This window comes from Burkholderia sp. Bp8991, from assembly GCF_003853795.1.
Classification (GTDB): domain Bacteria; phylum Pseudomonadota; class Gammaproteobacteria; order Burkholderiales; family Burkholderiaceae; genus Burkholderia.
Window position 1 is genome coordinate 231,725 of sequence record NZ_QTQJ01000006.1, and the last position, 20,722, is coordinate 252,446.

Below are 20,722 nucleotides of genomic sequence, written 5' to 3' on the forward strand. Positions count from 1 at the left end.
GTGCGGACCGACCCTTGGCGCTATCATTGATCCTTTACCGTCTGCTTCCGCACTGCACGCGAGCGCCCATGGCATCCCACGATTACCTGAAGAAAATCCTCACCGCGCGCGTCTACGACGTCGCGCTCGAGACGGAACTCGAACCCGCCCGCAACCTGTCGGCCCGGCTGCACAACCCTGTTTACCTGAAGCGCGAGGACAACCAGCCGGTGTTCTCGTTCAAGCTGCGCGGCGCGTACAACAAGATGGCGCACATTCCGGCCGACGCGCTCGCGCGCGGCGTGATCACGGCATCGGCCGGCAATCATGCGCAGGGCGTCGCGTTCTCGGCGGCCCGGATGGGCGTGAAGGCCGTGATCGTCGTGCCGGTCACGACGCCGCAGGTGAAAGTCGATGCGGTACGCGCGCACGGCGGCCCGAGCGTCGAGGTGATCCAGGCGGGCGAGTCGTACAGCGATGCATACGCGCACGCGGTCAAGGTTCAGGCGGAGCGCGACCTCACGTTCGTCCACCCGTTCGACGATCCGTACGTGATCGCCGGCCAGGGCACGATCGCGATGGAAATCCTGCGTCAGCACCAGGGTCCGATTCACGCGATCTTCGTGCCGATCGGCGGCGGCGGGCTCGCGTCCGGCGTGGCGGCCTACGTCAAGGCGGTGCGGCCGGAGATCAAGGTGTTCGGCGTGCAGGCCGAGGATTCGTGCGCGATGGCGCAGTCGCTGCAGAAGGGCGAGCGCGTCGAACTGAGCGAGGTCGGCCTGTTCGCGGACGGCACGGCGGTAAAGCTCGTCGGCGAGGAAACCTTCCGGCTCTGCCGCGAATTCCTCGACGGCGTGTTGACGGTCGACACCGACGCGCTGTGCGCGGCGATCAAGGACGTATTCCAGGATACGCGCAGCGTGCTCGAGCCGTCCGGCGCGCTCGCGGTCGCGGGCGCGAAACAGTATGCGGAACGCGAAGGCATCGAGAACCAGACGCTCGTCGCGGTCACGTCCGGCGCGAACATGAACTTCGACCGGATGCGCTTCGTCGCCGAACGCGCGGAAGTGGGTGAAGCGCGCGAAGCCGTGTTCGCCGTCACGATCCCCGAGGAGCGCGGCAGCTTCAAGCGCTTCTGCTCGCTCGTCGGCGATCGCAACGTGACCGAGTTCAATTACCGGATCGCCGATGCGCAGTCCGCGCACATCTTCGTCGGCGTGCAGATCAAGCGGCGCGGCGAGTCGGAGGAGATCGCCGCGAACTTCGAGTCGCACGGCTTCAAGACCGTCGACCTCACGCACGACGAGCTGTCGAAGGAACATATCCGCTACATGGTGGGCGGCCGCTCGCCGCTCGCGCTCGAAGAGCGCCTGTTCCGCTTCGAATTCCCGGAACGGCCGGGCGCGCTGATGAAGTTCCTGTCGTCGATGGCGCCGGACTGGAACATCAGCCTGTTCCACTACCGCAACCAGGGCGCGGACTACAGCTCGATCCTCGTCGGCCTGCAGGTGCCGCAGGCCGATCGCGCCGAGTTCGAACGCTTCCTCGCGGCGCTCGGCTATCCGTATGTCGAAGAGAGCGCCAATCCCGCGTACCGCCTCTTCCTGTCGTAAAGGCTTCGTGCAATGAATCCCGAACATTCCCCGCTCGGCAAGGCGACCGTCTACGCAGCGCAGTACGACGCGTCGCTGCTGTTCCCGATCCCGCGCGCCGGGGCGCGCGAGCAGCTCGGCATCACGTCGGCGCTGCCGTTCTTCGGCACCGACATCTGGAACGCGTACGAACTGTCGTGGCTCAACGCGCGCGGCAAGCCGCAGCTCGCGGTCGCGACGTTCTACGTGCCGGCCGAATCGCCGAACATCGTCGAATCGAAGTCGTTCAAGCTGTACCTCGGCTCGTTCGCGCAATCGAAGTTCGACTCGCTCGACGCGGTGCGCGACGTGCTGAAGCGCGACGTGTCGGCCGCGTGCGGCGCGAGCGTGTCGGTGCAGCTGGTGTCGCCGCACGATTTCGGCAAGCTCGAGATGGAGGAGCTCGACGGGCTGTCGCTCGATCGGCTCGACCTCGACACCGACGTGTACGAACCCGATCCGTCGCTGCTGTCGGCCGCCGACGCCGAGGACGAAGCGCCGGTCGAGGAAACGCTCGTGTCCGACCTGCTGCGCTCGAACTGCCCGGTCACCGGCCAGCCGGACTGGGGCAGCGTGCAGATTCACTACGTCGGGCCGCAGATCGATCATGCAGGGCTGCTGCGCTACATCATCTCGTTCCGCAATCACACGGGCTTTCACGAGCAGTGCGTCGAGCGGATCTTCCTCGACATCCTGCATGCGTGCAAACCGGTGAAGCTCGCGGTGTATGCGCGCTACACGCGGCGCGGCGGGCTCGACATCAATCCGTTCCGCACGAATTACAACCAGCCGATGCCGGACAACGCGCGGACGGCGCGGCAGTAATAGCGGCCCGCCTGTCACGAAACAGCCCCGCCGGCTCGCGCCGACGGGGCTGTTTCACTGTGCGCAGGGGGGATGCCCGCCCGCATTACTTCACCGGCGGCTTGTAAGCGATGCAATCGATGACCATGCTCGACTGCACGCACGCGCGTGCCAGCGGATGCTCGCCGAAGTACGAAACGAACACCTTGTTGAACGACGCGAAATCGCGCGCGTCGTCGATGCCACACGCCGCAGTGCACGACAAGCTCGAGGCTGTAGCCTGCTCTCTTCAGGAGGTGAGGGGGTACTAGCAGGCGTTTTGGGCCTGCCATCGATCCTGATCCCGTTCTTTGAAATCCGGTCCGACACGCGTGGAGACCCGGCCTTTCACTGCATTGCGGCCAATCGCGCAGCGTTCCATTTTCTTTCTACGGCTGCACGATGCAGCATCGCGAGCGTAATCGATTCCCGCTTGAAGTCGTGGGGCTTTCGTCGCACCCACCGCTGGAATAGCGAATAGAGCAACCCCTCGCCTTCCATCAAAAAATACCGGTGGAAATCGAAATCGCCGGTGTCGACGGCAAATCGCTCAAAAAAATGCCCCATGAAGTCGTTGGCTTCGTCACCGGTCTGCCCAAGGTCTTCCCAGAGCCGAGTGCCGGCGGAGAGCGGCTTCGATGGACCGAGCCCGACCTCTGACCTGACAAAGGCTTCGATCTCGTCCCAACGCACGTTTTCCATCAGAACACCTTATCCTCAGGTTTGACGAGGCTGTTGTACCTTGAGACCGTGCCATGAACGATCCCGAACACGTCGCGCGCCAGCAGCGCCCAACCCACGCCCGGAACGGCGCGCCCGACGAATACGCTGAGCTTCCGGGTCAGGATGATCCGAAATGACTTGATGCTTTGAAGCGTGACGGTTGGCAAAACCTTCCTGTTCAGCTGGTAGCGAAAAATCGAACGCGCCATCACGGATGCGACGGACGTTCCTTTCGTCGCACCGCCGAATTTTTGCCGCGTCGGCAAAACGGGCCAGCCAGCTAGAATCAGGACCACTGCTTCGACATCGTCGATCCCGACCCGTGCGCACGTCTCTTCCACGGCAACGAAAAAGAAAAGTTCGGCGGGCGTGAGATCCGAATGAACGCCATAGCGGCATGTAGTGCTCGTCATGATTCGATTTCACGAAATCGTTGATTGGAATGACGACCATACCCAGCGATCCACCCAATTTGCTCTATCGAGATTCATCGACGCCGCTGGCGTATTGCGCGTCCATTACCGGAGCCGCCCGCCAGACGCGGCATATCGAGTCACGCTCGAGTCACAAGGATTTCATTCAGAGTGTAAAAATTCGGCGCTACTCAGGTCACTCATGCTTGCGTTCCCCACCGAATTATTGCGCTTGCCAGAAGACAAGTGCTCCCGATACCAACCGCCCGCGACATTTCTATTCCGCCAAAACGCAACGAGGCCGGCGCATGTTACTGCGCCGGCCCTGTGACACGACAATTCGCCCGCCCGCGTTACTTCACCGGCGGCTTGTATGCGATGCAATCGACCTCGACCTTGCAGTCGATGACCATGCTCGACTGCACGCACGCGCGTGCCGGCGGATGCTCGCCGAAGTACGACACGAACACCTTGTTGAACGACGCGAAATCGCGTGCGTCGTCGAGCCACACGCCGCAGCGCACGACGTGCTCGAGGCCGTAGCCGGCTTCCTTCAGGATCGCGATCACGTTCTCGATCGTCTGCTTCGACTGCGTGACGATCCCGCCTTCGACGACCTCGCCGTTCACCATCGGCGTCTGGCCCGACACGTACAGCCAGCCGTCGGCCTCGACCGCGCGTGCAAACGGCATCACCTGCCCGCCGGTACCCTTCGCTTCGCCCACGCCATATCGCTTCATCGTTTCACTCCTGGTTGGTCGACCGGCCTCGGCGCGCAAGCGCCGGCGCCGGTCCCATGCAACACACGGTTGCGGATGCGCGCGCCGGCATGGCGCACGCGGCAAATCGGATCAGGACCGCGTTCAGAACGCGGCGTCGGCACTCGCCGCCACGCGCTCGCCGCGCGCGACGAAACCGCCGGCGCGCTCGCCGGTCGGCTGGCCGTTCTCGTAGGTCAGCACGCCGTTCACCCACACCGCGTCGATCCCGTGCGCGGGCTGTTGCGGCTTCTCGAACGTCGCCGCATCGATCACGCGCGCCGGATCGAACAGCACGAGATCCGCGTGGTAGCCGACGTGCACCTCGCCGCGCCGCGCGATCCCGTAGCGGCGCGCGGACAGCGACGTCATCTTGCGGATCGCCTCCTCGAGCGGCAGCAGGTTCGTGTCGCGCACGTAGTGCCCGAGCACGCGCGGGAACGCGCCCCACAGCCGCGGGTGCGGCAGCGGATCGTTCGGCAGGCCATCCGAGCCGACCATCGTCGCCGGATGCGACAGGATGCGGCGCACGTCGTCCTCGGACATGTTGTGGTACACGGCGCCGGCCGGGCGGATCCGCTGCGCGGCCTCCTGCTCGGTCACGCCCCAGTCGGCCGCGATCGCCTTCAGCAGCTTGCCCGCGACTTCCGGATGCGGCTCCGACCACGTGATCGTGATGTCGATGTCGCCCGTCACCTGCTTCAGGTCGAGCGTCGACGAACTGCGGCTGTACGGATAGCAGTCGCAGCCGACCGGCTGGTAGCGGCGCGCGCCTTCGAGCGACGCGAGCACCTCGGTGCTGCGCCCCCAGTTCGACGGGCCTGCGCACTTCAGGTGCGAGATCACGACCGGCACCTGCGCGTGACGGCCGACGCGGTACGCCTCGTCCATCGCGTCGAGGATCGCGTCGAATTCGGTGCGCATGTGCGTCGTGTAGAGCGCGCCCGCGTTCGCGAGCGGCTCGGCGAGCGCCATCACTTCCTCGGCCGGCGCCGCGAACGCGGAGCCGTACGCAAGGCCCGACGACAGCCCGAGCGCGCCGTTCGCGAGCGCTTCCTCGAGTTGCGTGCGCATCCCGGCGATTTCGCCGTCGGTCGCCGCGCGGTCGAGGCGGTCCATCTGGTTGTTGCGCAGCGCGGTGTGCCCGACGAGCGCCGCGACGTTCACGGCCGGACGCGCGTCGTTGACGGCCGCGACGTAGGCAGCGAAGGTCGGATAGCGGAACGCGTCGCGATCGCCGAGCAGGTTCATCGGGTCGGGCGGATCGCCAGCGAGCGTCACCGGCGACGCGCTGATCCCGCAGTTGCCTACGATCACGGTCGTCACGCCTTGCGAGATCTTCGGCAGCATCTGCGGCGCGCGGATCACGTGCGTGTCGTCGTGCGTGTGGACGTCGACGAAGCCCGGCGCGAGCGCGCGGCCGTTCGCATCGACGACGGTCTCGGCGAGCCAGTTCGACAGGTTGCCGATCGCCGCGATCACGCCGTTGCGGATCGCGACGTCGCGCGTGACGGGCGGTGCGCCCGTGCCGTCGTACAGCTGCGCGCCGACGATCAGCGTATCGGCGGCTTCGGGATGCGAATGCATGGTCAGTCTCCTACCGGTTGACGGTCTCCGCCGCCGCGGTGCGCATCGAGCGCATGCTTGATGCGGCGCAGCGATTCTCGGCCCGCATCGCCGAGCCGCAGCGCGACTCCGGTGACGAGCACGTCGATCGCCATCATCATCGCGTAGCGCGATGTCGAAGGCTTGTAGATGAAATCGGTTTCGAACGCGACGACCGGGATCAGGTGGTCGGCGAGCTTCGCGAGCGGCGAAGCCGGCGCGGTGATCGCGATCAGCTTCGCGCCGTAGCGCTTCGCGAGGCGGCAGCTCTCGAGCAGCTCGGGCACGCGCCCGCTCACCGACAGCGCGATGACCACGGTGTCGCGCGACAGCGTCGCCGATACCATCCGCTGCAGCACGCTGTCCTGGTAGCTCGCGACCGGCCGCCCGAAGCGCACGAGCCGGAAGCGCAGTTCGTCGGCGAGCGCGGTCGAGCCGCCGCCCTGCCCGTACACGTAGACCATCTTCGCGCCGGCGAGGAGATCGGCCGCGGCATCGAACGACGTGTTGCGCAGCAGCTGGTGGTTGTGCGCGAGCGCGACGCGGATCTCGTCGTAGACGACCGATGCCGGGCTCGCGTCCGCTTCCGCAGGCTCGCCGGACGGCACGAGAAAGCGCTGGCCGACCGCCGCCGCCTGCGCGACGAGCACCTTCAGTTCGCGCACGTCGCGGCAGCCGACGGCCTTCGCGAACCGCGTGACCGTCGCGACGCTGACTTCCGCGTCGCGCGCGAGCGCGCCGATGCTCGCATGCGCGGCGCGCGCGAGATCGGCGAGGATGAAGGCCGCGACCTTGCGTTCGGCCTCGCGCAGCTCGGGCGCGCATTCGGCGATCCGCGCGACGATGTCGAGGACCGGCTGGGCAACCGGTTGCTCGGCGGTGAACGGAACGGACGGAGTGGCGGACGAATTCATCTGCTGAAAAGGGTGTGGCGCTTTATGTTACTAAATAACATCACCGCGCCGATGCTACTTTCTGTACCATCTGCATGTCAACTTCAATGCAATGCATAGTGATGATGGAGCGGGATGACATGAAAGTTACAAACTATCAGGAACCGACAATCAATCCGTTGGGCAAGGGCCTCGGCAACCTGCCGAGCGCGAGCGTGCCGCTCGACGACGCAGGCCGCCTCGAGTGGAACCTGCTCGCGGAAGACGTCAGCCTGCCGGCAGCGGTGCTGTACGAGGATCGCATCGAACACAATCTGAACTGGATGCAGGCGTTCGTCCAGCAGTACGGCGCGCAGTTCGCGCCGCACGGCAAGACGACGATGGCGCCGCAACTGTTCCGCCGCCAGCTCGCCGCCGGCGCGTGGGGCATCACGCTCGCGACCGCGCACCAGACGCAGGCCGCGTATCACGGCGGCGTGCGCCGCGTGCTGCTCGCGAACCAACTGGTCGGCCGCCAGAACATGACGATCATCGCGGGGCTGCTGTCCGATCCCGACTTCGAATTCTTCTGCCTCGTCGATTCGGCCGACAGCGTCGACCAGCTCGGCCGCTTCTTCGGCGAAGCGAAGAAAACGCTGAACGTGCTGATCGAGCTCGGCGTGCCGGGCGGCCGCGCAGGCGTGCGCGACGCCGCGCAGCGCACCGCCGTGCTCGACGCGATCGCGCGCTATCCGGACACGCTGAAGCTGGCCGGCATCGAACTCTACGAAGGCGTGCTGAAGGAGGAAGGCGAGATCCGCGCGTTCCTGCAGGACGCGGTCGCGTTCACGCGCGAGCTGACCGAAGCCGGCCGCTTCGCGCGCACGCCGGCGATCCTGTCGGGTGCCGGCTCGGCGTGGTACGACGTGGTCGCGGAGGAATTCGCGAAGGCGTCCGATGACGGTTTCGCGGAAGTCGTGCTGCGTCCGGGCTGCTACCTGACGCACGACGTCGGCATCTACAAGAAGGCGCAGACCGACGTGTTCGCGCGCAACCCGATCGCCCGCAGGATGGGCGAAGGGCTGCTGCCGGCGCTGCAGCTGTGGGCGTACGTGCAATCGGTGCCGGAAGCCGACCGCGCGATCATCGCGCTCGGCAAGCGCGACGCGGCGTTCGACGCGGGCCTGCCCGAGCCGGCGCGCCACTTCCGCCCCGGTCGCGACAGCGCGCCGCGCGACGTCGCCGCGAGCGAAGGCTGGGCCGTCACCGGGATGATGGACCAGCACGCGTACCTGCAGATCCCGCCGGGCGCGGACGTGAAGGTCGGCGACATGGTCGCGTTCGATATCTCGCATCCGTGCCTGACGTTCGACAAGTGGCGCCAGCTGCTCGTGCTCGATCCGCAGTTCCGCGTGACGGAAGTCGTCGAAACCTTCTTCTGACGCCTGGCGCCATCGCGCCGCCTCGCCGCCCCACCGCAGCGCGGGGCGGCCGTCACGCGCGCTTCAATCTGCCGGAGTACACTGCGCTTTCGTCCTCGGGGCTGCTTCGCCGCCGCAGCGCATGCCTGCCGCGCCCGGCGCGAACGGCCCCTCAACGCTGTTCAATGGAGAAAGCCATGGCCGCGAAGAAGATCCTGTTCCTGACCGGTGATTTCGCCGAAGACTACGAAACGATGGTGCCGTTCCAGGCGCTGCAGGCCGTCGGCCATCACGTCGATGCAGTCTGCCCGGGCAAGCGCGCGGGCGACAAGGTCAAGACCGCGATCCACGATTTCGAGGGCGACCAGACCTACACCGAGAAGCCCGGCCACAACTTCACGCTGAACGCGACGTTCGACGACGTCGATGCGGCGGGCTACGACGCGCTCGCGATCGCGGGCGGCCGCGCGCCGGAATACCTGCGTCTCGATGCGAAGGTGATCGCGCTGGTGCGCGCGTTCGCCGAAGCCGGCAAGCCGATCGCCGCGATCTGCCATGCGGCGCAGCTGCTCGCGGCCGCCGACGTGATCCGCGGCAAGCGCATCTCGGCCTACCCGGCCTGCGCGCCCGAAGTGAAGCTCGCGGGCGGCGAATATGCGGACATCCCGGTCGACGCGGCCGTGACCGACGCGCCGTTCGTCACCGCGCCCGCGTGGCCCGCGCATCCGGCATGGCTCGCGCAGTTCCTCGCGCTGCTCGGCACGCGCATCGAGCTGTGAACGAGGTGGAATGAATTGAAGTGAAACGCCGGCCGGCGGCGGGTTCGTGCGACCCGTGTGCCGCGCCGGTCGCGAGCGGCCGGGGCGTGCGCCCCTTCGGGCCGCTCCCCGCCCCGCCCTTCAGCGCGATGCCGGCGTCGAGCCGACATCCGCAATCCGCGACTCCAGCATCGCCAGCGCGCCCGACAAGGCGGTCAGCACGTCGTCCGGCAGTTGCGCCATCGTCTGGTCGAGGAACGCCTTGCGGCGCGGCAGGCACGCGTCGAACGCGGCGCGGCCCTCGGCGGTCAGCGTGACGTTGGTCACGCGGTTGTCGCGCGCATCGGACGCGCGCTCGATCCAGCCGAGCGCGTCGAGCGACTTCAACTGGCGCGTGAGCGCGCCCGGATCGATGCGCAGCACCTCGACGAGCTTCTTCTGCGACGAATGCCCGTCCATCGTGTGCAGCGCGACCATGATGCGCCAGCGCGGCATCGGCTGCCCGACGTGCGTTTCGAACGCGGTCATGAACGCGCGATACGTGCGTCCGAATTGCTGCAAGATCGCGACGCGGTCCTGTTCTTCCATGCGCTGATGCCTACTCGTTCAATCGGTGAATCGTTCAATCGGCCGCGACACGCGGCTCGATCTTGTGCCGCAGCGCGATCGGCGGCACGCGGCGGGACTGCCACACCGACACCACGGCGACGACGGCCGCCATCGCGACACCCAGGTGAATCGCGCCGACCAGCGATTCGCGGGCCGTTTCCAGCAGCAGCGCGCCATTATGCCCGGCGCGGGTCAGCTCCGCGACCAGACCGCCTTGCGCGGCGCGGTCGATCAGGATCTGCGGATCGGCGAGCTGCGCGTGCCACTGCAGCGCGTGCTCGCCCGACAGCGCGTCGCGCACGCCGCTCGAATACATCTGGTTGACCAGCGTGCCCGTGAGCGCGGTGCCGATCATCCCGCCGACCATGCGCAGCGACTGCAGCAGCGCGGTCGCGATGCCGAGGTGCTCGCGGCCGGCCGTCTGCTGCGCGAACACGGTGAGGTTCGGCAGCACGAAGCCGAGGCCGATACCGCCCGCGACCATCAGCGCCATCAGCATCCAGGTCGGCGTCGTGTGCGTCGACACGACGATGCCCGCGCATGCGATCGCGAACAGCACGAAACCGACATGCAGCATCGCGTTCGGATTGCGGATGCGCGTGACGACGCGGCCGTTCATGATGCTGCCGATCGTGATGAACACGACGAGCGGCGTGATCACGAGCCCCGCCGCCTTCGGCGACATCCCGAAGCCGCCCTGGAACAGCAGCGGCGCGTAGAACAAGAGCGAGAACATCGAGAAGCCGGCCAGGATCGCGAGCACGAACAGCGCCGACAGCGCGCGGTTGCCGAACATGTCGAACGGCAGAATCGGCTGCGCGCAGCGCTTTTCCCAATGCCACAAGCCGATGCCGGCGCCGACCGCGACGACCAGCAGCAGCGAGGCCCAGCTCATCACGCCGTACTTCGGCAGCCATTCGACGAACAGCTGCAGCGCACCGAGCGAGACCGCGATCAGCAGCGCGCCGGGCCAGTCGAGCCGCATCTTGCGGTCGTGCTCGACGTGCCGCAGGTGCGGCAGGTAGCGCCACACGAAGAACAGCGACAGCAGGCCGACCGGCAGGTTGACGTAGAACACCGAGCGCCAGCCGAACGACTGGGTCAGGATCCCGCCGAGCGACGGTCCGACCGCATTCGCGATGCCGAATGCGGAGCTCATCAGCACCTGCCAGCGCAACCGCACGACGGAATCGGGGAACAAATCGGGAATGCACGCGAACGCGGTACCGACCAGCATCCCGCCGCCGATCCCCTGCAGGCCGCGGGCGAGCACCAGGAACAGCATGTCGTTGGCCATCCCGCACAGCACCGACGCGCCGGTGAACACGACGATCGACGCGATCACGAACCACTTGCGGCCGTAGTAGTCGCCGAGGCGGCCGAAGATCGGCACGGTGATCACGGAACTGAGCAGGTACGAGGTCGCGACCCACGCGTACAGGTCGAAACCCCTCAACTCGGCGACGATGGTCGGCAACGCGGTGCCGACGACCGTCTGGTCGAGCGCGACGAGCATGGTGACGAACGAGATGCCGATCATCGCCAGCAGCGATTCGCGGAACGGCAGGACTTGCCCGCTCGAATGGTGGGCGGCAGTATGGACAGCCATTTTTTGTTGATGCAACTTTTGACGAGTCAAACAATCTCAAAATTCTAGCACGGCGGAGTAATCTAGGCCGGCGAAGGTGCGGGGCCCGTTCCCCACCGCCAAGGAGAAAGATGGAACCGATTTCGATCACGCCTGCCGCGACGCTGTCGCCGGAAGACCAGGATGCGTTGCGACGCGCGAAACAGGTGCTGGAAAGCCCGTCGCTGACGATGAAGCTGACCGGCGTGCTGGGCGCGCCGGTCGAGAAGATGATCGCGCGGCTGCCGGACTTCGCGACCGGCAAGATCAACGACGCGACGCAGCTTGCGCTGCGCAAGTGCCTGAACATCGCGCTGCGCACGCTCGGCAAGCCGCAGACGCCCGATGCCGAGCCGGACAAGCCGAGCAACCTGCTGCACAAGCTCGCGGTCGCGACGACCGGCGCGGCGGGCGGCGCGTTCGGCTTCCTCGCGCTGCCGGTCGAGCTGCCGGTCACGACCACGCTGATCTTCCGCTCGGTATGCGACATCGCGCGCAGCGAGGGCGAGGACCTGGGCTCGGTGGACACGCAGCTGCAGTGCCTGGCCGTGCTCGGCATGGGCGGCAACCCGGACAAGCGGGAAGAGGACGCCGATCTCGGCTATTTCGTGCTGCGCGGCGCGCTCGCGCAGGCGATTTCGAAGGCGTCGTCGGACATCACGACGAAAGGGATCGCCGCGCACAGCTCGGCGGCGGTATTCAAGCTCGTGCAGACGGTGGCATCACGCTTCTCGGTGCAGGTCACCGAGCAGATGGCCGCGAAGTCGATCCCGGCGATCGGCGCGGTGCTCGGCGCGACCGTCAACACGCTGTTCATCGACCACTTCCAGCAGATGGCGCACGGCCATTTCACCGTGCGCCGGCTCGAGCGCAAGTACGGCTCGGTGGCCGTGCAGGCCGCGTATCAGGCGATCGACGGCTCGCCCGCGCGCTGAACCGCCCGCTCGACCGCGACGCGGCGCAGGAACGCGGCCGCCCGGTCGAGCGCGGCGCGCGACTCCGGCACCATCGGCGTGTACAGCTGCCACACGTGCGGCATGTCGGGCCACACCTCGATCTCCACCGGCACGCCGGCCGCTTTCGCGCTGTCGGCGACGCGGCGCGCGTCGTCGAGCAGCACCTCGGTGCTGCCGGCCTGGATGAAGAGCGGCGGCAGCCCGGTGAAGTCCGCATAGAGCGGCGACGCGTACGGATGCGTCGCCGATGCGTCGCCCAGATACAGCTGCGCCGCCTTCGGCAGCGCCGCGGCCGCGAACATCGGGTCGAGGCCGTCGTTGCTGCGCATCGTCGCGCCGGTGCCGGCCAGGTCGGTCCAGGGCGAGAACAGGATCGCGCCGGCCGGCAACGGTTCGCCGCGATCGCGCAGCGCGACGAGCGTCGCGAGCGCGAGGCCGCCGCCCGCGGAATCGCCGCCGAACACGATCGACTCGGGCGGCGTGCCGAGCGCGAGCAATTGCCGGTACGCGGCCAGCGCGTCGTCGAGCGCGGCCGGGAAGCGGCTCTCGGGTGCGAGCCGGTAATCGAGCGAGAACGAGCGCACGCCCGCGCGCTTGGTGAGGCCGAACACGAGCGGCCGATGGGTTTTCGTCGAACAGAAGTAGTAGCCGCCGCCGTGGAAGTACAGCAGCGTGCGGCCGGGCCCGCGCGCGCCGAGCGCATCGGTGCGTTCGAGCCATTCGCCCCGCAGCGGCGCGTCGCCGGGACGGTAGCATTCGCGCAGCCGGTAGCCCGACGGCGCGCGACGCGGCACGACCGTTCTGAGGTCGGTGAAGCGCCGCGCGCGGGCGGGATCGAGCACTGGGCGCGTGGTCTCGGGACGAAACTGCCGGCGCAGCAGCCAGCACGCGAACTTGCTTTGCCAACTCATCGAACCTACTCCGTCATCGCAGTGTCACGATGGTACGTGCGATCGTTGCCGCGCCGCTCGACGGGAGCCTCTACATCAAACGCCAGCCTCGGTTTGCCGGCCTAGGTTCGCCGGCCTCAGTTCGCCGGCATCACCTGGCCGCGGATCTCGCCGGCCGGATGCTCCTTCGTGTGCACGTTGAAGTACCACTTGCCGCTCATCAGGTCGGTCACCTGCGCGTCGGTGAGCGCCTTCGATCCCTTGATCGGGCTCGCGAGCTCGTCCTTCGGGATCGGCACCTGCACGCCGGCGTTCTGGCCGACCGGCGCGGGCCCGTGGAAGTGCGCGGCGGTCGCCGGCCCCGTGAGGTGTTCGTAAGTCACCGTCCACTGCAGCAGGTGGCTGGCCGTGTCGTAGGTCGCATCGACGGCGCCGGCGCCCTTGGTCGCGGTGGGCGGCACTTCGCTCGACGGCTGCAGGTTGGCGGACAGGCGCACCGTTTCGGCAGCGGCGCTGCCGGCGGCCAGCACGCCCGCGAGCAACGCCACCTGGAGCAAACGCAGCTTCGGCATGAATTCTCCTTGTACGACGTGGTACGCCACCCGGCCGGGGGACGCTCCATGATGGTAGTCGATCGCCGCCGATCCGGCAGCCCGCGCGTCGCGCGCCAGCCTGACGGAACCTGGAAGAGACCTTTGCAGCACGCGCCCTGAATCTGCGCGCGGCCTTTCGCTACACTTCGTCTCACAGTTGCTTGTTTCCTTCGTCCGAAGGAGTCTGCGAGTATTCACGCGGCCATCCGGCCGCGTTTTTTTTTGCGCGTGCCGCACGGCATACGGGCATCGTCCGGCACCTTCCGCTGCGCTCACCATCAAGCGTCGCGAATCGATTTCGCCGCGGCGGTCTAGCCCGGCATCGCGCCGGCACCGCGCCTCACGCGCGATAGCCGGGATCGATGCGATCGACGATGCGCTGCAACGCGTCGAACGCGTCCTGCCCCGCACCGTGCTTCGGATCGAAATTCAGCGAATCGCGCACGCAGCCCTCCAGCACCGGCGGCGCGATCGGCAGTGCATCGCCGATCGCATGGGTCGCGACCTGCACCTCGCACGCGCGATTGAGCAGCCACATCAACGAGAAGGTCTGCGCGAGCGTCGCGCCGATCGTCACGGGCCCGTGGTTGCGCAGCAGCAGCACGGGCCGCCCGCCGGCGCTCTCGACGATGCGCCGCCCTTCCTCGAGATGCACGGTGATGCCCTCGAAATCGTGATACGCGATCTTCCCGTACAGCTGCGCCGAATAGAAGTTCGAGAACGACAGCCCGTCGCGCGAGCAGCACACGGCCATCGTCGGCGTCGTATGCACGTGCATCACGCAGTGCGCGTCGGGCAGCGCCGCATGGATCGCGCTGTGGAAGGTGAAGCCGGCCGGATTGATCGGCCAGTCGGAATGGCCGATCACGTTGCCGTCGAGGTCGATCTTCACGAGGTTCGACGCGCACACCTCGCGGTAATGGAGCCCGAACGGATTGATCAGGAAATGGCCGTCCTCGCCCGGCACGCGCAGCGAGATATGGTTGTAGATCAGCTCGGTCCAGCCGAGATGGTCGAAGATCCGGTAGGCGGCCGCGAGCTGCACGCGCGCCTGCCACTCGGCTTCGGAAAAACGGGCGGGACGCGTGAACGGCTGGTTGGGTACACGTTGCATGGGGCTCTCCGGTTGCGGGCTTGCGCGGCCGCGCGGGCGGCGCGCGTATCGTCCCTCGTCTCCTGGCGGCGCACGCGGCGTGCTTGGCGCACATGGCGCGTGCGGCGCGTCGTTCGGCACCGCTTCCGCCCGCATTGCGCGAGCCGTCCGGCGGCACCCTTCACGATACGCATATCGTTGCGCGCACAACCATATCACCTTTCCCCGCGCACCGGTATCGCGGGTTTGGCCCGAGCCGTTCCGGCCCTTACAACTGGTCGTCGACCGGCAGCAGCATGAAAAGGCCGGTCATCACGTTGCGCAGCAGCCCGGCATGCGGATCGACGTGATAGAGGGTCGACTGGCCGCCGTCGACGCCCGTCCATTCGAGTGCCGGCGGCCCGCCGTCCATTTGCTTCACGAGCGTGACGCGATAGCTTTCGTCGGGCTGCGTCACCCGTGCGAAGATCTCCGCGGCCTGCTGCGCGAGCACCGGGCTGTGGATCACGAGCGCGAGCTCGGTGTTGAGGTGCGCCGAGCGCGGGTCGAGATTCAGCGAGCCGATCACCAGGATGTGCCGGTCGATCACGTACGCCTTCGCGTGCAGGCTCGCACGCGAGCGCGAGCCGAACAGCCGCGCGGACTGCTGGCCCGGCTGTGCCTTGAACTCGTACAGCTCGACGCCGCGCTCAAGCAACGGCACGCGGTACGGCGCGTAGCCGGCCTGCACCGCGACCGCATCGGTCGCCGCGAGCGAATTCGTCACGATCGCGACGCGCACGCCGCGCCCGACCGTGTCGCCGAGGATCTTCACGCCGGCATCGTGCGGCACGAAGTACGGCGAAAACGCGAGGAATTCCTTCTGCGCGCCGCGCATCAGCTCGACGAGGCGCTGCATCGGCGGGCTCACGTATGCATCGGTCGGCTGCGCGACCTTGGTCGGCGCATCGACCTTGAATTCGGCCGGCGCCCACACGAGCGCGAGCTGGTCGCGCGCGATCTGCTGCGCGAGCGGTGTCGCGTTCAGCGGCTTCGCGTTGTACGGGTCGGCATTCTTGCGCCAGTGGTCGCGCAGCTCGTCGCGCATCGCGTCGAGATCCTTCGGAGCGAACGTCTGATGATTCAGCACGCGCAACGGATAGCTGCTCGCGCTCGCCCAGTAGCCGTCGAAGCTCTTCGAGACATCGTTCGTCACGGGGCCTGCGGCGAGCACGTCGAGATCGCGAAACTGCAACGTCGGGCTCGCACTGAAGTATTCGTCGCCGAGATTGCGGCCGCCGACGATCGCGAGCTGGTTGTCCGCGATCATCGCCTTGTTGTGCATCCGCCGCGTGAAGCTGTCGATCCGCGTGAAGTAGTTGGCCGTGCGCTCGACCATCCCGTATTGCGACGCGCCGAACGGATTGAACACGCGAATCTCGATGTTCGTGTGCGTGTTCAGCGCGGCCATGACGCGATCGATGTCGTGGAAGTTCAGGTCGTCGACCAGCATCCGCACGCGCACGCCGCGATCGGCCGCATACAGCGCCGCGCCCAGCAGCAGCTTGCCGGTCGTGTCCTCGGTCGCGATGTAGTACTGCATGTCGAGCGTCTTCGTCGCCGCGCGTGCGAGCGCGATGCGCATCTGCAGCGCGGTCGCGCCGTCGGGCAGCAGCCGGAAGCCCGACTGCCCCGGATGCGCGGCTTCCGGCGCGGCCAGCGCAGCGCGCAACGGCGTCGCGGTATCGGTCGGCAACGCGTGCGAGACGGGACGATCGAGCGTGGTGGCGGGCGGATGCGTCGCGCAGGCGGTGGCCAGCGACAGCAGCGCGCACACGGCGAGCGCGCAGGCCGGGCGGCCGACGGCGCGCAACGACAATGCGGCCGGCGCGCACCGGATCAAGGACGTGAGCACGGAAACTCCCTCGACAGGCGGATCAACGGGTCCGCAATCGCCGCGGCGCGCGGCTGACGGGCGGGTTCAATCGATTCTAGGGGGCGCCCGATGAACCGGTCAATCGTGCGCCCGGCGCATGCGGCGCCGAGCCGCCACGCATGCCGCGCGCGGCCGCGGCCCTGAACCGCGGCCGGCGGGCGTCCTCGGATTCGACCGCCAGGCGGACCCGCCGCGCCCATGGTCCAACCAATCTCACGGCGCGTCGTCGCTTCGCTCGAAGTGGCTGCGCACGTAGTCGATATGGGTCTGCATCGCCGTGCGCGCCTCCTCGGGCCGGTGCGCGCAGATCGCGTCGCAGACCACCCGGTGCTGCTGCAGCAGCAACTCCGATGCCTGCTCGTCGTGCGTGGTCATCCCCGCGACGTTGATCGAGATGTGCTCGCGCAGCATCCCGAGCACGCTCGTGTGCAGGTGCAGGAACATCGTGTTGTGCGACGCGAGCGCGATCGCCTCGTGCAGCTTCGCGTCGGCCGACGCCTCGAGGGCCGCGTCGTCGTTCGCGTGCGCGGTCTCGAGCTCGCGCAGCAGCGCGCGGATCCGGCGCCGGTCGTGCGCGTCGGCGCGCAGCGCGGCGAAATACGCGGTCGCGCCTTCAAGCACGCGGCGAAACTCGAGTATGTCGTCGCGCAGCGCCGGATGGTCGGCAACCAGCTGCCCCCACGGCGACGCGATGCCCGCGCGCAACTGGTCCGTCACGTAGACGCCCGCGCCGCGCCGGCTCTGCAGCAGCCCGCGCGCGACGAGCCGCTGGGTCGCCTCGCGCACCGTATTGCGCGCGACGCCGTACTGCTGCGCGAGCACGCGCTCGGCCGGCAGCCGCGCGCCGGCCGGCCACGTGCCGTCGAGCAGCGCCGTCTCGATCTTGCGCATCACCACTTCGGTCCGGCCCCGTGCCGTCATCGCCGCCATCGCCGTCTCCCCATCCGGAATACCCGTCACGCCGATTGGCCCAACCAATTTGAGCTGCGGCGCCGTCGCGGGAATTATGCAGCGAAATCGTCGTCCCGCATTCGCATGCCGGGCCGGCACCCCTGGAGCGAGACATGAACGAAAGGCACTACCCCGCCGCCGCCCCCGCGCACGTCTATCTGTTCGCGACCTGCCTGGTCGACCTGTTCGTCCCCGAAGCCGGGCTCGACGCGGTCCGCCTGCTGGAACGCGAAGGCCTGACCGTCCACTATCCGCGCGGCCAGAGCTGCTGCGGGCAGCCGGCCTACAGCAGCGGCAATCCCGACGAAGCGCGCCGCGTCGCGGCCGCGCAGCTCGACCTGTTCGCCGAGCCGTGGCCCGTGATCGTGCCGTCCGGCTCGTGCGCGGGCATGATCCGGCACCATTGGCCCGCCCTGTTCGCCGACGATCCCGTGCACGGCCCGAAGGCACGCGCGATCGCGGAGCGCACCTACGAACTCGCCGAATTCCTCGTCCATGTGCTCGACGTGCGGCTCGACGCCGTCACCGCCAACGCCGGCCCGGACGAGCGCGTCGTGCTGCACACGTCGTGCGCGGCCCGCCGCGAGATGGGCACGCGCGTGCACGGCGTCGCGCTCGTCGACGCGCTGCCGGGCGTCACGCGCATCGAACATGAACGCGAATCGGAATGCTGCGGCTTCGGCGGCACGTTCTCGCTGAAGCATCCCGACATCTCCGGCGCGATGGTGCGCGACAAGGTCGCATCGGCCTGCGCGACGGGCTGCGACCGGCTCGTGTCGGCGGACTGCGGCTGCCTGCTGAACATCGGCCACGCTGCGGCCAAGGCCGGCGCCGCGCTGCCCGTCGAGCATCTCGCGAGCTTCCTGTGGCGCCGCACGGCCGGTGCCGGCTCGCTGCGCGGAGACACGCAATGAGCGCGCGCGACGCCATCCTCGCGCGCCTGCGCGCCGCCGCCCCCGGCGTCGCCGTGAACGCCGCGCCCGCGCTCGATGCGCGCATCGACATGCATTACGCGGCGCGGCGCGCGGCAGTCGCCCCCGATCCTCGCGCGCTCGCGCAGACGATGCAGGCCGCGCTCGCCGCGTCGCACGCCGAAGTCTGGTGCGCCACCGCCGACGCATGGCCCGCGCAGCTTGCCGCGCGCCTGGCCGAGGCCGGCGTGCGCCGCCTGCTGCTCGACCCGGCCCGCCCCGAAGCCGCGGCCCTCGCGCAGGCGCTGCCCGACGCGGTCGCGCCGGTGCCGTTCGACCGGCCGATCGACGCATGGAAAGCCGAGCTGTTCGACACGATCGACGCGGGCTTCACGGTTGCGCGCTCGGGCATCGCGGCGACCGGCACGGTCGTGCTCGCGCCCGATGCCGGCACGCCGCGCACGGTGTCGCTGGTGCCGCCGCTGCACGTCGCGCTCGTGCATGCGAACACGCTGCACGCGGACCTTCACGCGGCCGCGCACGCGGAGCGCTGGCACGCCGGCATGCCGACCAACGTCGTGCTGGTGTCGGGCCCGTCGAAGACCTCCGACATCCAGCAGACCCTCGCGTATGGCGCACACGGCCCGCGCAACCTCTGGGTCGTGATCGTCACCGAACCGACCGCAACCGCCCGCCAGGACCTGCCGCGATGAGCGAAAAACCGCTGCAATTCGTCGCCCCGGGCGACTTCAAGGCCCGCGCGCGCGCCGCGCTCGACGATCCCGCGCTGCGCCGCAGCTTTCGCGGCGCGATGGATTTCCTGCAGGGCAAGCGCGCGACCCAGTTCCCCGACGACACCGAGCTGCAGCAGCTGCGCGATCTCGGCGAAGCGGTGCGCCAGCACGCGCTCGCGCAACTGCCCGCGCTGCTCGAGCGGCTGGAGGCGAAGCTCACCGCGGCCGGCGTGCACGTGCACTGGGCCGAGACGGCCGCCGACGCGAACGCGATCGTGCTCGGCATCGCGCAGGCGAAGAAGGCGCGCCGCGTGATCAAGGGCAAGTCGATGGCGAGCGAGGAAATCGAGTTGAACCATTACCTCGCGGATCACGGCGTCGACTGCATCGAGTCCGACATGGGCGAGTTCATCGTGCAGCTCGCGGGCGAAAAGCCGTCACACATCGTGATGCCGGCGATCCACAAGACGCGCGGCGACATCGCCGAGCTGTTCGAGGAACACATCCCGGGCACGCGTTACACGGAGGACGTCGACGAGCTGATCCAGACCGGCCGGCGTGCGCTGCGCCGCGCGTTCGCGGAAGCCGACATCGGCCTGTCCGGCGTGAACTTCGCGGCGGCCGACACGGGCACGCTGTGGCTCGTCGAGAACGAGGGCAACGGCCGGCTGTCGACCACCGTGCCCGACACGCACGTCGCGATCATGGGGATCGAGAAGGTCGTCGAGAAACTCGAGCACATCGTGCCGCTGTCGAGCCTGCTCACGCGCTCGGCCACCGGCCAGGCGATCACGACCTACTTCAACCTGATCTCGGGCCCGCGCCGCGACGGCGAACGCGACGGCCCGCGCGAGCTGCATCTCGTGCTGCTCGACAACGGCCGCACGCAGGCCTACGCCGACGAGCAGCTGCGCGCGACGCTGCAATGCATCCGCTGCGGCGCGTGCATGAACCACTGCCCCGTCTATACGCGGATCGGCGGCCACGCATACGGCACGACCTACCCGGGCCCGATCGGCAAGATCATCTCGCCGCACCTGCTCGGCCTCGACGCGACGGCCGACCTGCCGACCGCATCGACGCTGTGCGGCGCGTGCGGCGAGGTGTGCCCGGTCCGGATTCCGATCCCGCAATTGCTGGTGCGGCTGCGTACCGAGGCGAACCGCAAGCCCGACGAACCCGTCGCGCATCCGCTGCGCGGCCAGGGCGCGAACTACAACCGCGCGGAAGACCTCGTGTGGCGCTTCTGGTCCGGCGCGTTCGCGCATCCGCGCGCGTATCGCGCGTTCCGCTGGAGCGCGACGCGGCTGCGCGCGCTGACGCCCGCGAAGCAGATGGGCTGGACCCAGCATCGCACGCCGCTCGAGCCGGCGCCGCGCAGCCTGTCCGACCTGCTGCGCGCACGCGGCCAACCCGAATAGACCACCCCGCTTTCAAACC

General features: G+C 68.2%; 20 protein-coding genes and 1 pseudogene. 8 read left to right on the plus strand and 13 right to left on the minus strand.

Features of this window, described 5'->3' with window-relative positions; translation table 11 throughout:
* Positions 1-68: 68 nt before the first annotated feature.
* The gene (ilvA, locus tag DIE02_RS09590; protein ID WP_044848605.1) at positions 69-1,592 is read left to right on the plus strand and encodes a threonine ammonia-lyase, biosynthetic; all 1,524 of its coding nucleotides are present in this window, start codon (positions 69-71) and stop codon (positions 1,590-1,592) included.
* Between the two features lie 12 nt (positions 1,593-1,604).
* On the plus strand, positions 1,605-2,435 hold the full coding sequence (gene queF / locus DIE02_RS09595; protein ID WP_044848604.1) for an NADPH-dependent 7-cyano-7-deazaguanine reductase QueF: 831 nt from the start codon (positions 1,605-1,607) through the stop codon (positions 2,433-2,435).
* An 85-nt stretch (positions 2,436-2,520) separates the two neighbouring features.
* Here the strand turns inward: queF and DIE02_RS09600 are convergent.
* From DIE02_RS09600 to DIE02_RS09625, 6 genes and pseudogenes are all read right to left on the minus strand, one after another.
* A pseudogene (locus DIE02_RS09600) lies at positions 2,521-2,710 on the minus strand (RidA family protein); the annotation flags it as partial.
* A gap of 91 nt (positions 2,711-2,801) precedes the next feature.
* Positions 2,802-3,155 (minus strand): DUF1493 family protein, encoded by a 354-nt coding sequence (locus DIE02_RS09605; RefSeq protein WP_124488599.1) that lies wholly within the window; start codon positions 3,153-3,155, stop codon positions 2,802-2,804.
* A complete protein-coding gene (locus DIE02_RS09610; protein ID WP_124488598.1) occupies positions 3,155-3,589 on the minus strand; it encodes an STM2901 family protein in 435 nt (144 codons plus the stop codon). The genes DIE02_RS09605 and DIE02_RS09610 overlap by 1 nt, the downstream gene beginning before the upstream one ends.
* Positions 3,590-3,942: 353 nt before the next feature.
* Positions 3,943-4,329 (minus strand): RidA family protein, encoded by a 387-nt coding sequence (locus tag DIE02_RS09615; RefSeq protein ID WP_006477830.1) that lies wholly within the window; start codon positions 4,327-4,329, stop codon positions 3,943-3,945.
* A gap of 123 nt (positions 4,330-4,452) precedes the next feature.
* Positions 4,453-5,934, minus strand: a complete 1,482-nt coding sequence (locus DIE02_RS09620) for an amidohydrolase family protein (protein WP_124488597.1) — start codon at positions 5,932-5,934, stop codon at positions 4,453-4,455.
* Between the two features lie 2 nt (positions 5,935-5,936).
* Entirely contained in the window at positions 5,937-6,866 is a 930-nt protein-coding gene (locus DIE02_RS09625; RefSeq protein ID WP_124488596.1) for a MurR/RpiR family transcriptional regulator, read from the minus strand.
* Positions 6,867-6,985: 119 nt separating this feature from the next.
* On the opposite strand from DIE02_RS09625, the gene DIE02_RS09630 reads away from it, so the two are divergent.
* Both DIE02_RS09630 and DIE02_RS09635 read left to right on the plus strand, forming a co-directional pair.
* Positions 6,986-8,266 carry an amino acid deaminase gene (locus DIE02_RS09630; protein WP_124488595.1) on the plus strand — a complete coding sequence of 427 codons (1,281 nt, stop codon included), beginning with the start codon at positions 6,986-6,988 and terminating at the stop codon, positions 8,264-8,266.
* Between the two features lie 176 nt (positions 8,267-8,442).
* Positions 8,443-9,024, plus strand: coding sequence for a DJ-1/PfpI family protein (locus DIE02_RS09635; RefSeq protein WP_044848600.1), 582 nt, complete (start codon positions 8,443-8,445; stop codon positions 9,022-9,024).
* A gap of 120 nt (positions 9,025-9,144) precedes the next feature.
* On the opposite strand, the gene DIE02_RS09640 is transcribed toward DIE02_RS09635, so the two are convergent.
* Both DIE02_RS09640 and DIE02_RS09645 read right to left on the minus strand, forming a co-directional pair.
* The gene (locus DIE02_RS09640) at positions 9,145-9,591 is read right to left on the minus strand and encodes a MarR family winged helix-turn-helix transcriptional regulator (protein WP_044848599.1); all 447 of its coding nucleotides are present in this window, start codon (positions 9,589-9,591) and stop codon (positions 9,145-9,147) included.
* Between the two features lie 34 nt (positions 9,592-9,625).
* A complete protein-coding gene (locus tag DIE02_RS09645; RefSeq protein ID WP_124488594.1) occupies positions 9,626-11,221 on the minus strand; it encodes an MDR family MFS transporter in 1,596 nt (531 codons plus the stop codon).
* Between the two features lie 110 nt (positions 11,222-11,331).
* Here DIE02_RS09645 and DIE02_RS09650 point away from each other — a divergent pair, with 110 nt between their 5' ends.
* The gene (locus DIE02_RS09650; protein ID WP_044848597.1) at positions 11,332-12,174 is read left to right on the plus strand and encodes an EcsC family protein; all 843 of its coding nucleotides are present in this window, start codon (positions 11,332-11,334) and stop codon (positions 12,172-12,174) included.
* Here the strand turns inward: DIE02_RS09650 and DIE02_RS09655 are convergent.
* From DIE02_RS09655 to DIE02_RS09675, 5 genes are all read right to left on the minus strand, one after another.
* Positions 12,144-13,106 (minus strand): alpha/beta hydrolase, encoded by a 963-nt coding sequence (locus DIE02_RS09655; RefSeq protein ID WP_124488593.1) that lies wholly within the window; start codon positions 13,104-13,106, stop codon positions 12,144-12,146. The two genes, DIE02_RS09650 and DIE02_RS09655, sit on opposite strands and share 31 nt — an antisense overlap.
* 116 nt (positions 13,107-13,222) lie before the next feature.
* Positions 13,223-13,657, minus strand: a complete 435-nt coding sequence (locus DIE02_RS09660; RefSeq protein WP_044848607.1) for a CHRD domain-containing protein — start codon at positions 13,655-13,657, stop codon at positions 13,223-13,225.
* Positions 13,658-14,018: 361 nt separating this feature from the next.
* Positions 14,019-14,792 carry a class II aldolase/adducin family protein gene (locus DIE02_RS09665; protein ID WP_124488592.1) on the minus strand — a complete coding sequence of 258 codons (774 nt, stop codon included), beginning with the start codon at positions 14,790-14,792 and terminating at the stop codon, positions 14,019-14,021.
* A gap of 247 nt (positions 14,793-15,039) precedes the next feature.
* The gene (locus DIE02_RS09670) at positions 15,040-16,665 is read right to left on the minus strand and encodes a phospholipase D family protein (protein ID WP_124488591.1); all 1,626 of its coding nucleotides are present in this window, start codon (positions 16,663-16,665) and stop codon (positions 15,040-15,042) included.
* Between the two features lie 234 nt (positions 16,666-16,899).
* The gene (locus tag DIE02_RS09675) at positions 16,900-17,616 is read right to left on the minus strand and encodes a FadR/GntR family transcriptional regulator (protein ID WP_124488590.1); all 717 of its coding nucleotides are present in this window, start codon (positions 17,614-17,616) and stop codon (positions 16,900-16,902) included.
* A gap of 134 nt (positions 17,617-17,750) precedes the next feature.
* Between DIE02_RS09675 and DIE02_RS09680 the strand changes: the two genes are divergently transcribed.
* From DIE02_RS09680 to DIE02_RS09690, 3 genes are read left to right on the plus strand one after another with little or no spacing between them, the layout of a single operon-like run.
* On the plus strand, positions 17,751-18,551 hold the full coding sequence (locus DIE02_RS09680; RefSeq protein WP_124488589.1) for a (Fe-S)-binding protein: 801 nt from the start codon (positions 17,751-17,753) through the stop codon (positions 18,549-18,551).
* The gene (locus DIE02_RS09685; protein ID WP_124488588.1) at positions 18,548-19,261 is read left to right on the plus strand and encodes an LUD domain-containing protein; all 714 of its coding nucleotides are present in this window, start codon (positions 18,548-18,550) and stop codon (positions 19,259-19,261) included. Before DIE02_RS09680 ends, DIE02_RS09685 begins: the two co-directional genes overlap by 4 nt.
* Entirely contained in the window at positions 19,258-20,703 is a 1,446-nt protein-coding gene (locus DIE02_RS09690) for a LutB/LldF family L-lactate oxidation iron-sulfur protein (RefSeq protein ID WP_124488587.1), read from the plus strand. The genes DIE02_RS09685 and DIE02_RS09690 overlap by 4 nt, the downstream gene beginning before the upstream one ends.
* Positions 20,704-20,722: the final 19 nt, after the last annotated feature.

Coding starts and splice junctions, on each gene's coding strand:
- ilvA (WP_044848605.1), top strand. CDS start 69: ATGGCATCCCACGATTACCTGAAGAAAATCCTCACCGCGCGCGTCTAC.
- queF (WP_044848604.1), top strand. CDS start 1,605: ATGAATCCCGAACATTCCCCGCTCGGCAAGGCGACCGTCTACGCAGCG.
- DIE02_RS09605 (WP_124488599.1), bottom strand. CDS start 3,155: ATGGAAAACGTGCGTTGGGACGAGATCGAAGCCTTTGTCAGGTCAGAG.
- DIE02_RS09610 (WP_124488598.1), bottom strand. CDS start 3,589: ATGACGAGCACTACATGCCGCTATGGCGTTCATTCGGATCTCACGCCC.
- DIE02_RS09615 (WP_006477830.1), bottom strand. CDS start 4,329: ATGAAGCGATATGGCGTGGGCGAAGCGAAGGGTACCGGCGGGCAGGTG.
- DIE02_RS09620 (WP_124488597.1), bottom strand. CDS start 5,934: ATGCATTCGCATCCCGAAGCCGCCGATACGCTGATCGTCGGCGCGCAG.
- DIE02_RS09625 (WP_124488596.1), bottom strand. CDS start 6,866: ATGAATTCGTCCGCCACTCCGTCCGTTCCGTTCACCGCCGAGCAACCG.
- DIE02_RS09630 (WP_124488595.1), top strand. CDS start 6,986: ATGAAAGTTACAAACTATCAGGAACCGACAATCAATCCGTTGGGCAAG.
- DIE02_RS09635 (WP_044848600.1), top strand. CDS start 8,443: ATGGCCGCGAAGAAGATCCTGTTCCTGACCGGTGATTTCGCCGAAGAC.
- DIE02_RS09640 (WP_044848599.1), bottom strand. CDS start 9,591: ATGGAAGAACAGGACCGCGTCGCGATCTTGCAGCAATTCGGACGCACG.
- DIE02_RS09645 (WP_124488594.1), bottom strand. CDS start 11,221: ATGGCTGTCCATACTGCCGCCCACCATTCGAGCGGGCAAGTCCTGCCG.
- DIE02_RS09650 (WP_044848597.1), top strand. CDS start 11,332: ATGGAACCGATTTCGATCACGCCTGCCGCGACGCTGTCGCCGGAAGAC.
- DIE02_RS09655 (WP_124488593.1), bottom strand. CDS start 13,106: ATGAGTTGGCAAAGCAAGTTCGCGTGCTGGCTGCTGCGCCGGCAGTTT.
- DIE02_RS09660 (WP_044848607.1), bottom strand. CDS start 13,657: ATGCCGAAGCTGCGTTTGCTCCAGGTGGCGTTGCTCGCGGGCGTGCTG.
- DIE02_RS09665 (WP_124488592.1), bottom strand. CDS start 14,792: ATGCAACGTGTACCCAACCAGCCGTTCACGCGTCCCGCCCGTTTTTCC.
- DIE02_RS09675 (WP_124488590.1), bottom strand. CDS start 17,616: ATGGCGGCGATGACGGCACGGGGCCGGACCGAAGTGGTGATGCGCAAG.
- DIE02_RS09680 (WP_124488589.1), top strand. CDS start 17,751: ATGAACGAAAGGCACTACCCCGCCGCCGCCCCCGCGCACGTCTATCTG.
- DIE02_RS09685 (WP_124488588.1), top strand. CDS start 18,548: ATGAGCGCGCGCGACGCCATCCTCGCGCGCCTGCGCGCCGCCGCCCCC.
- DIE02_RS09690 (WP_124488587.1), top strand. CDS start 19,258: ATGAGCGAAAAACCGCTGCAATTCGTCGCCCCGGGCGACTTCAAGGCC.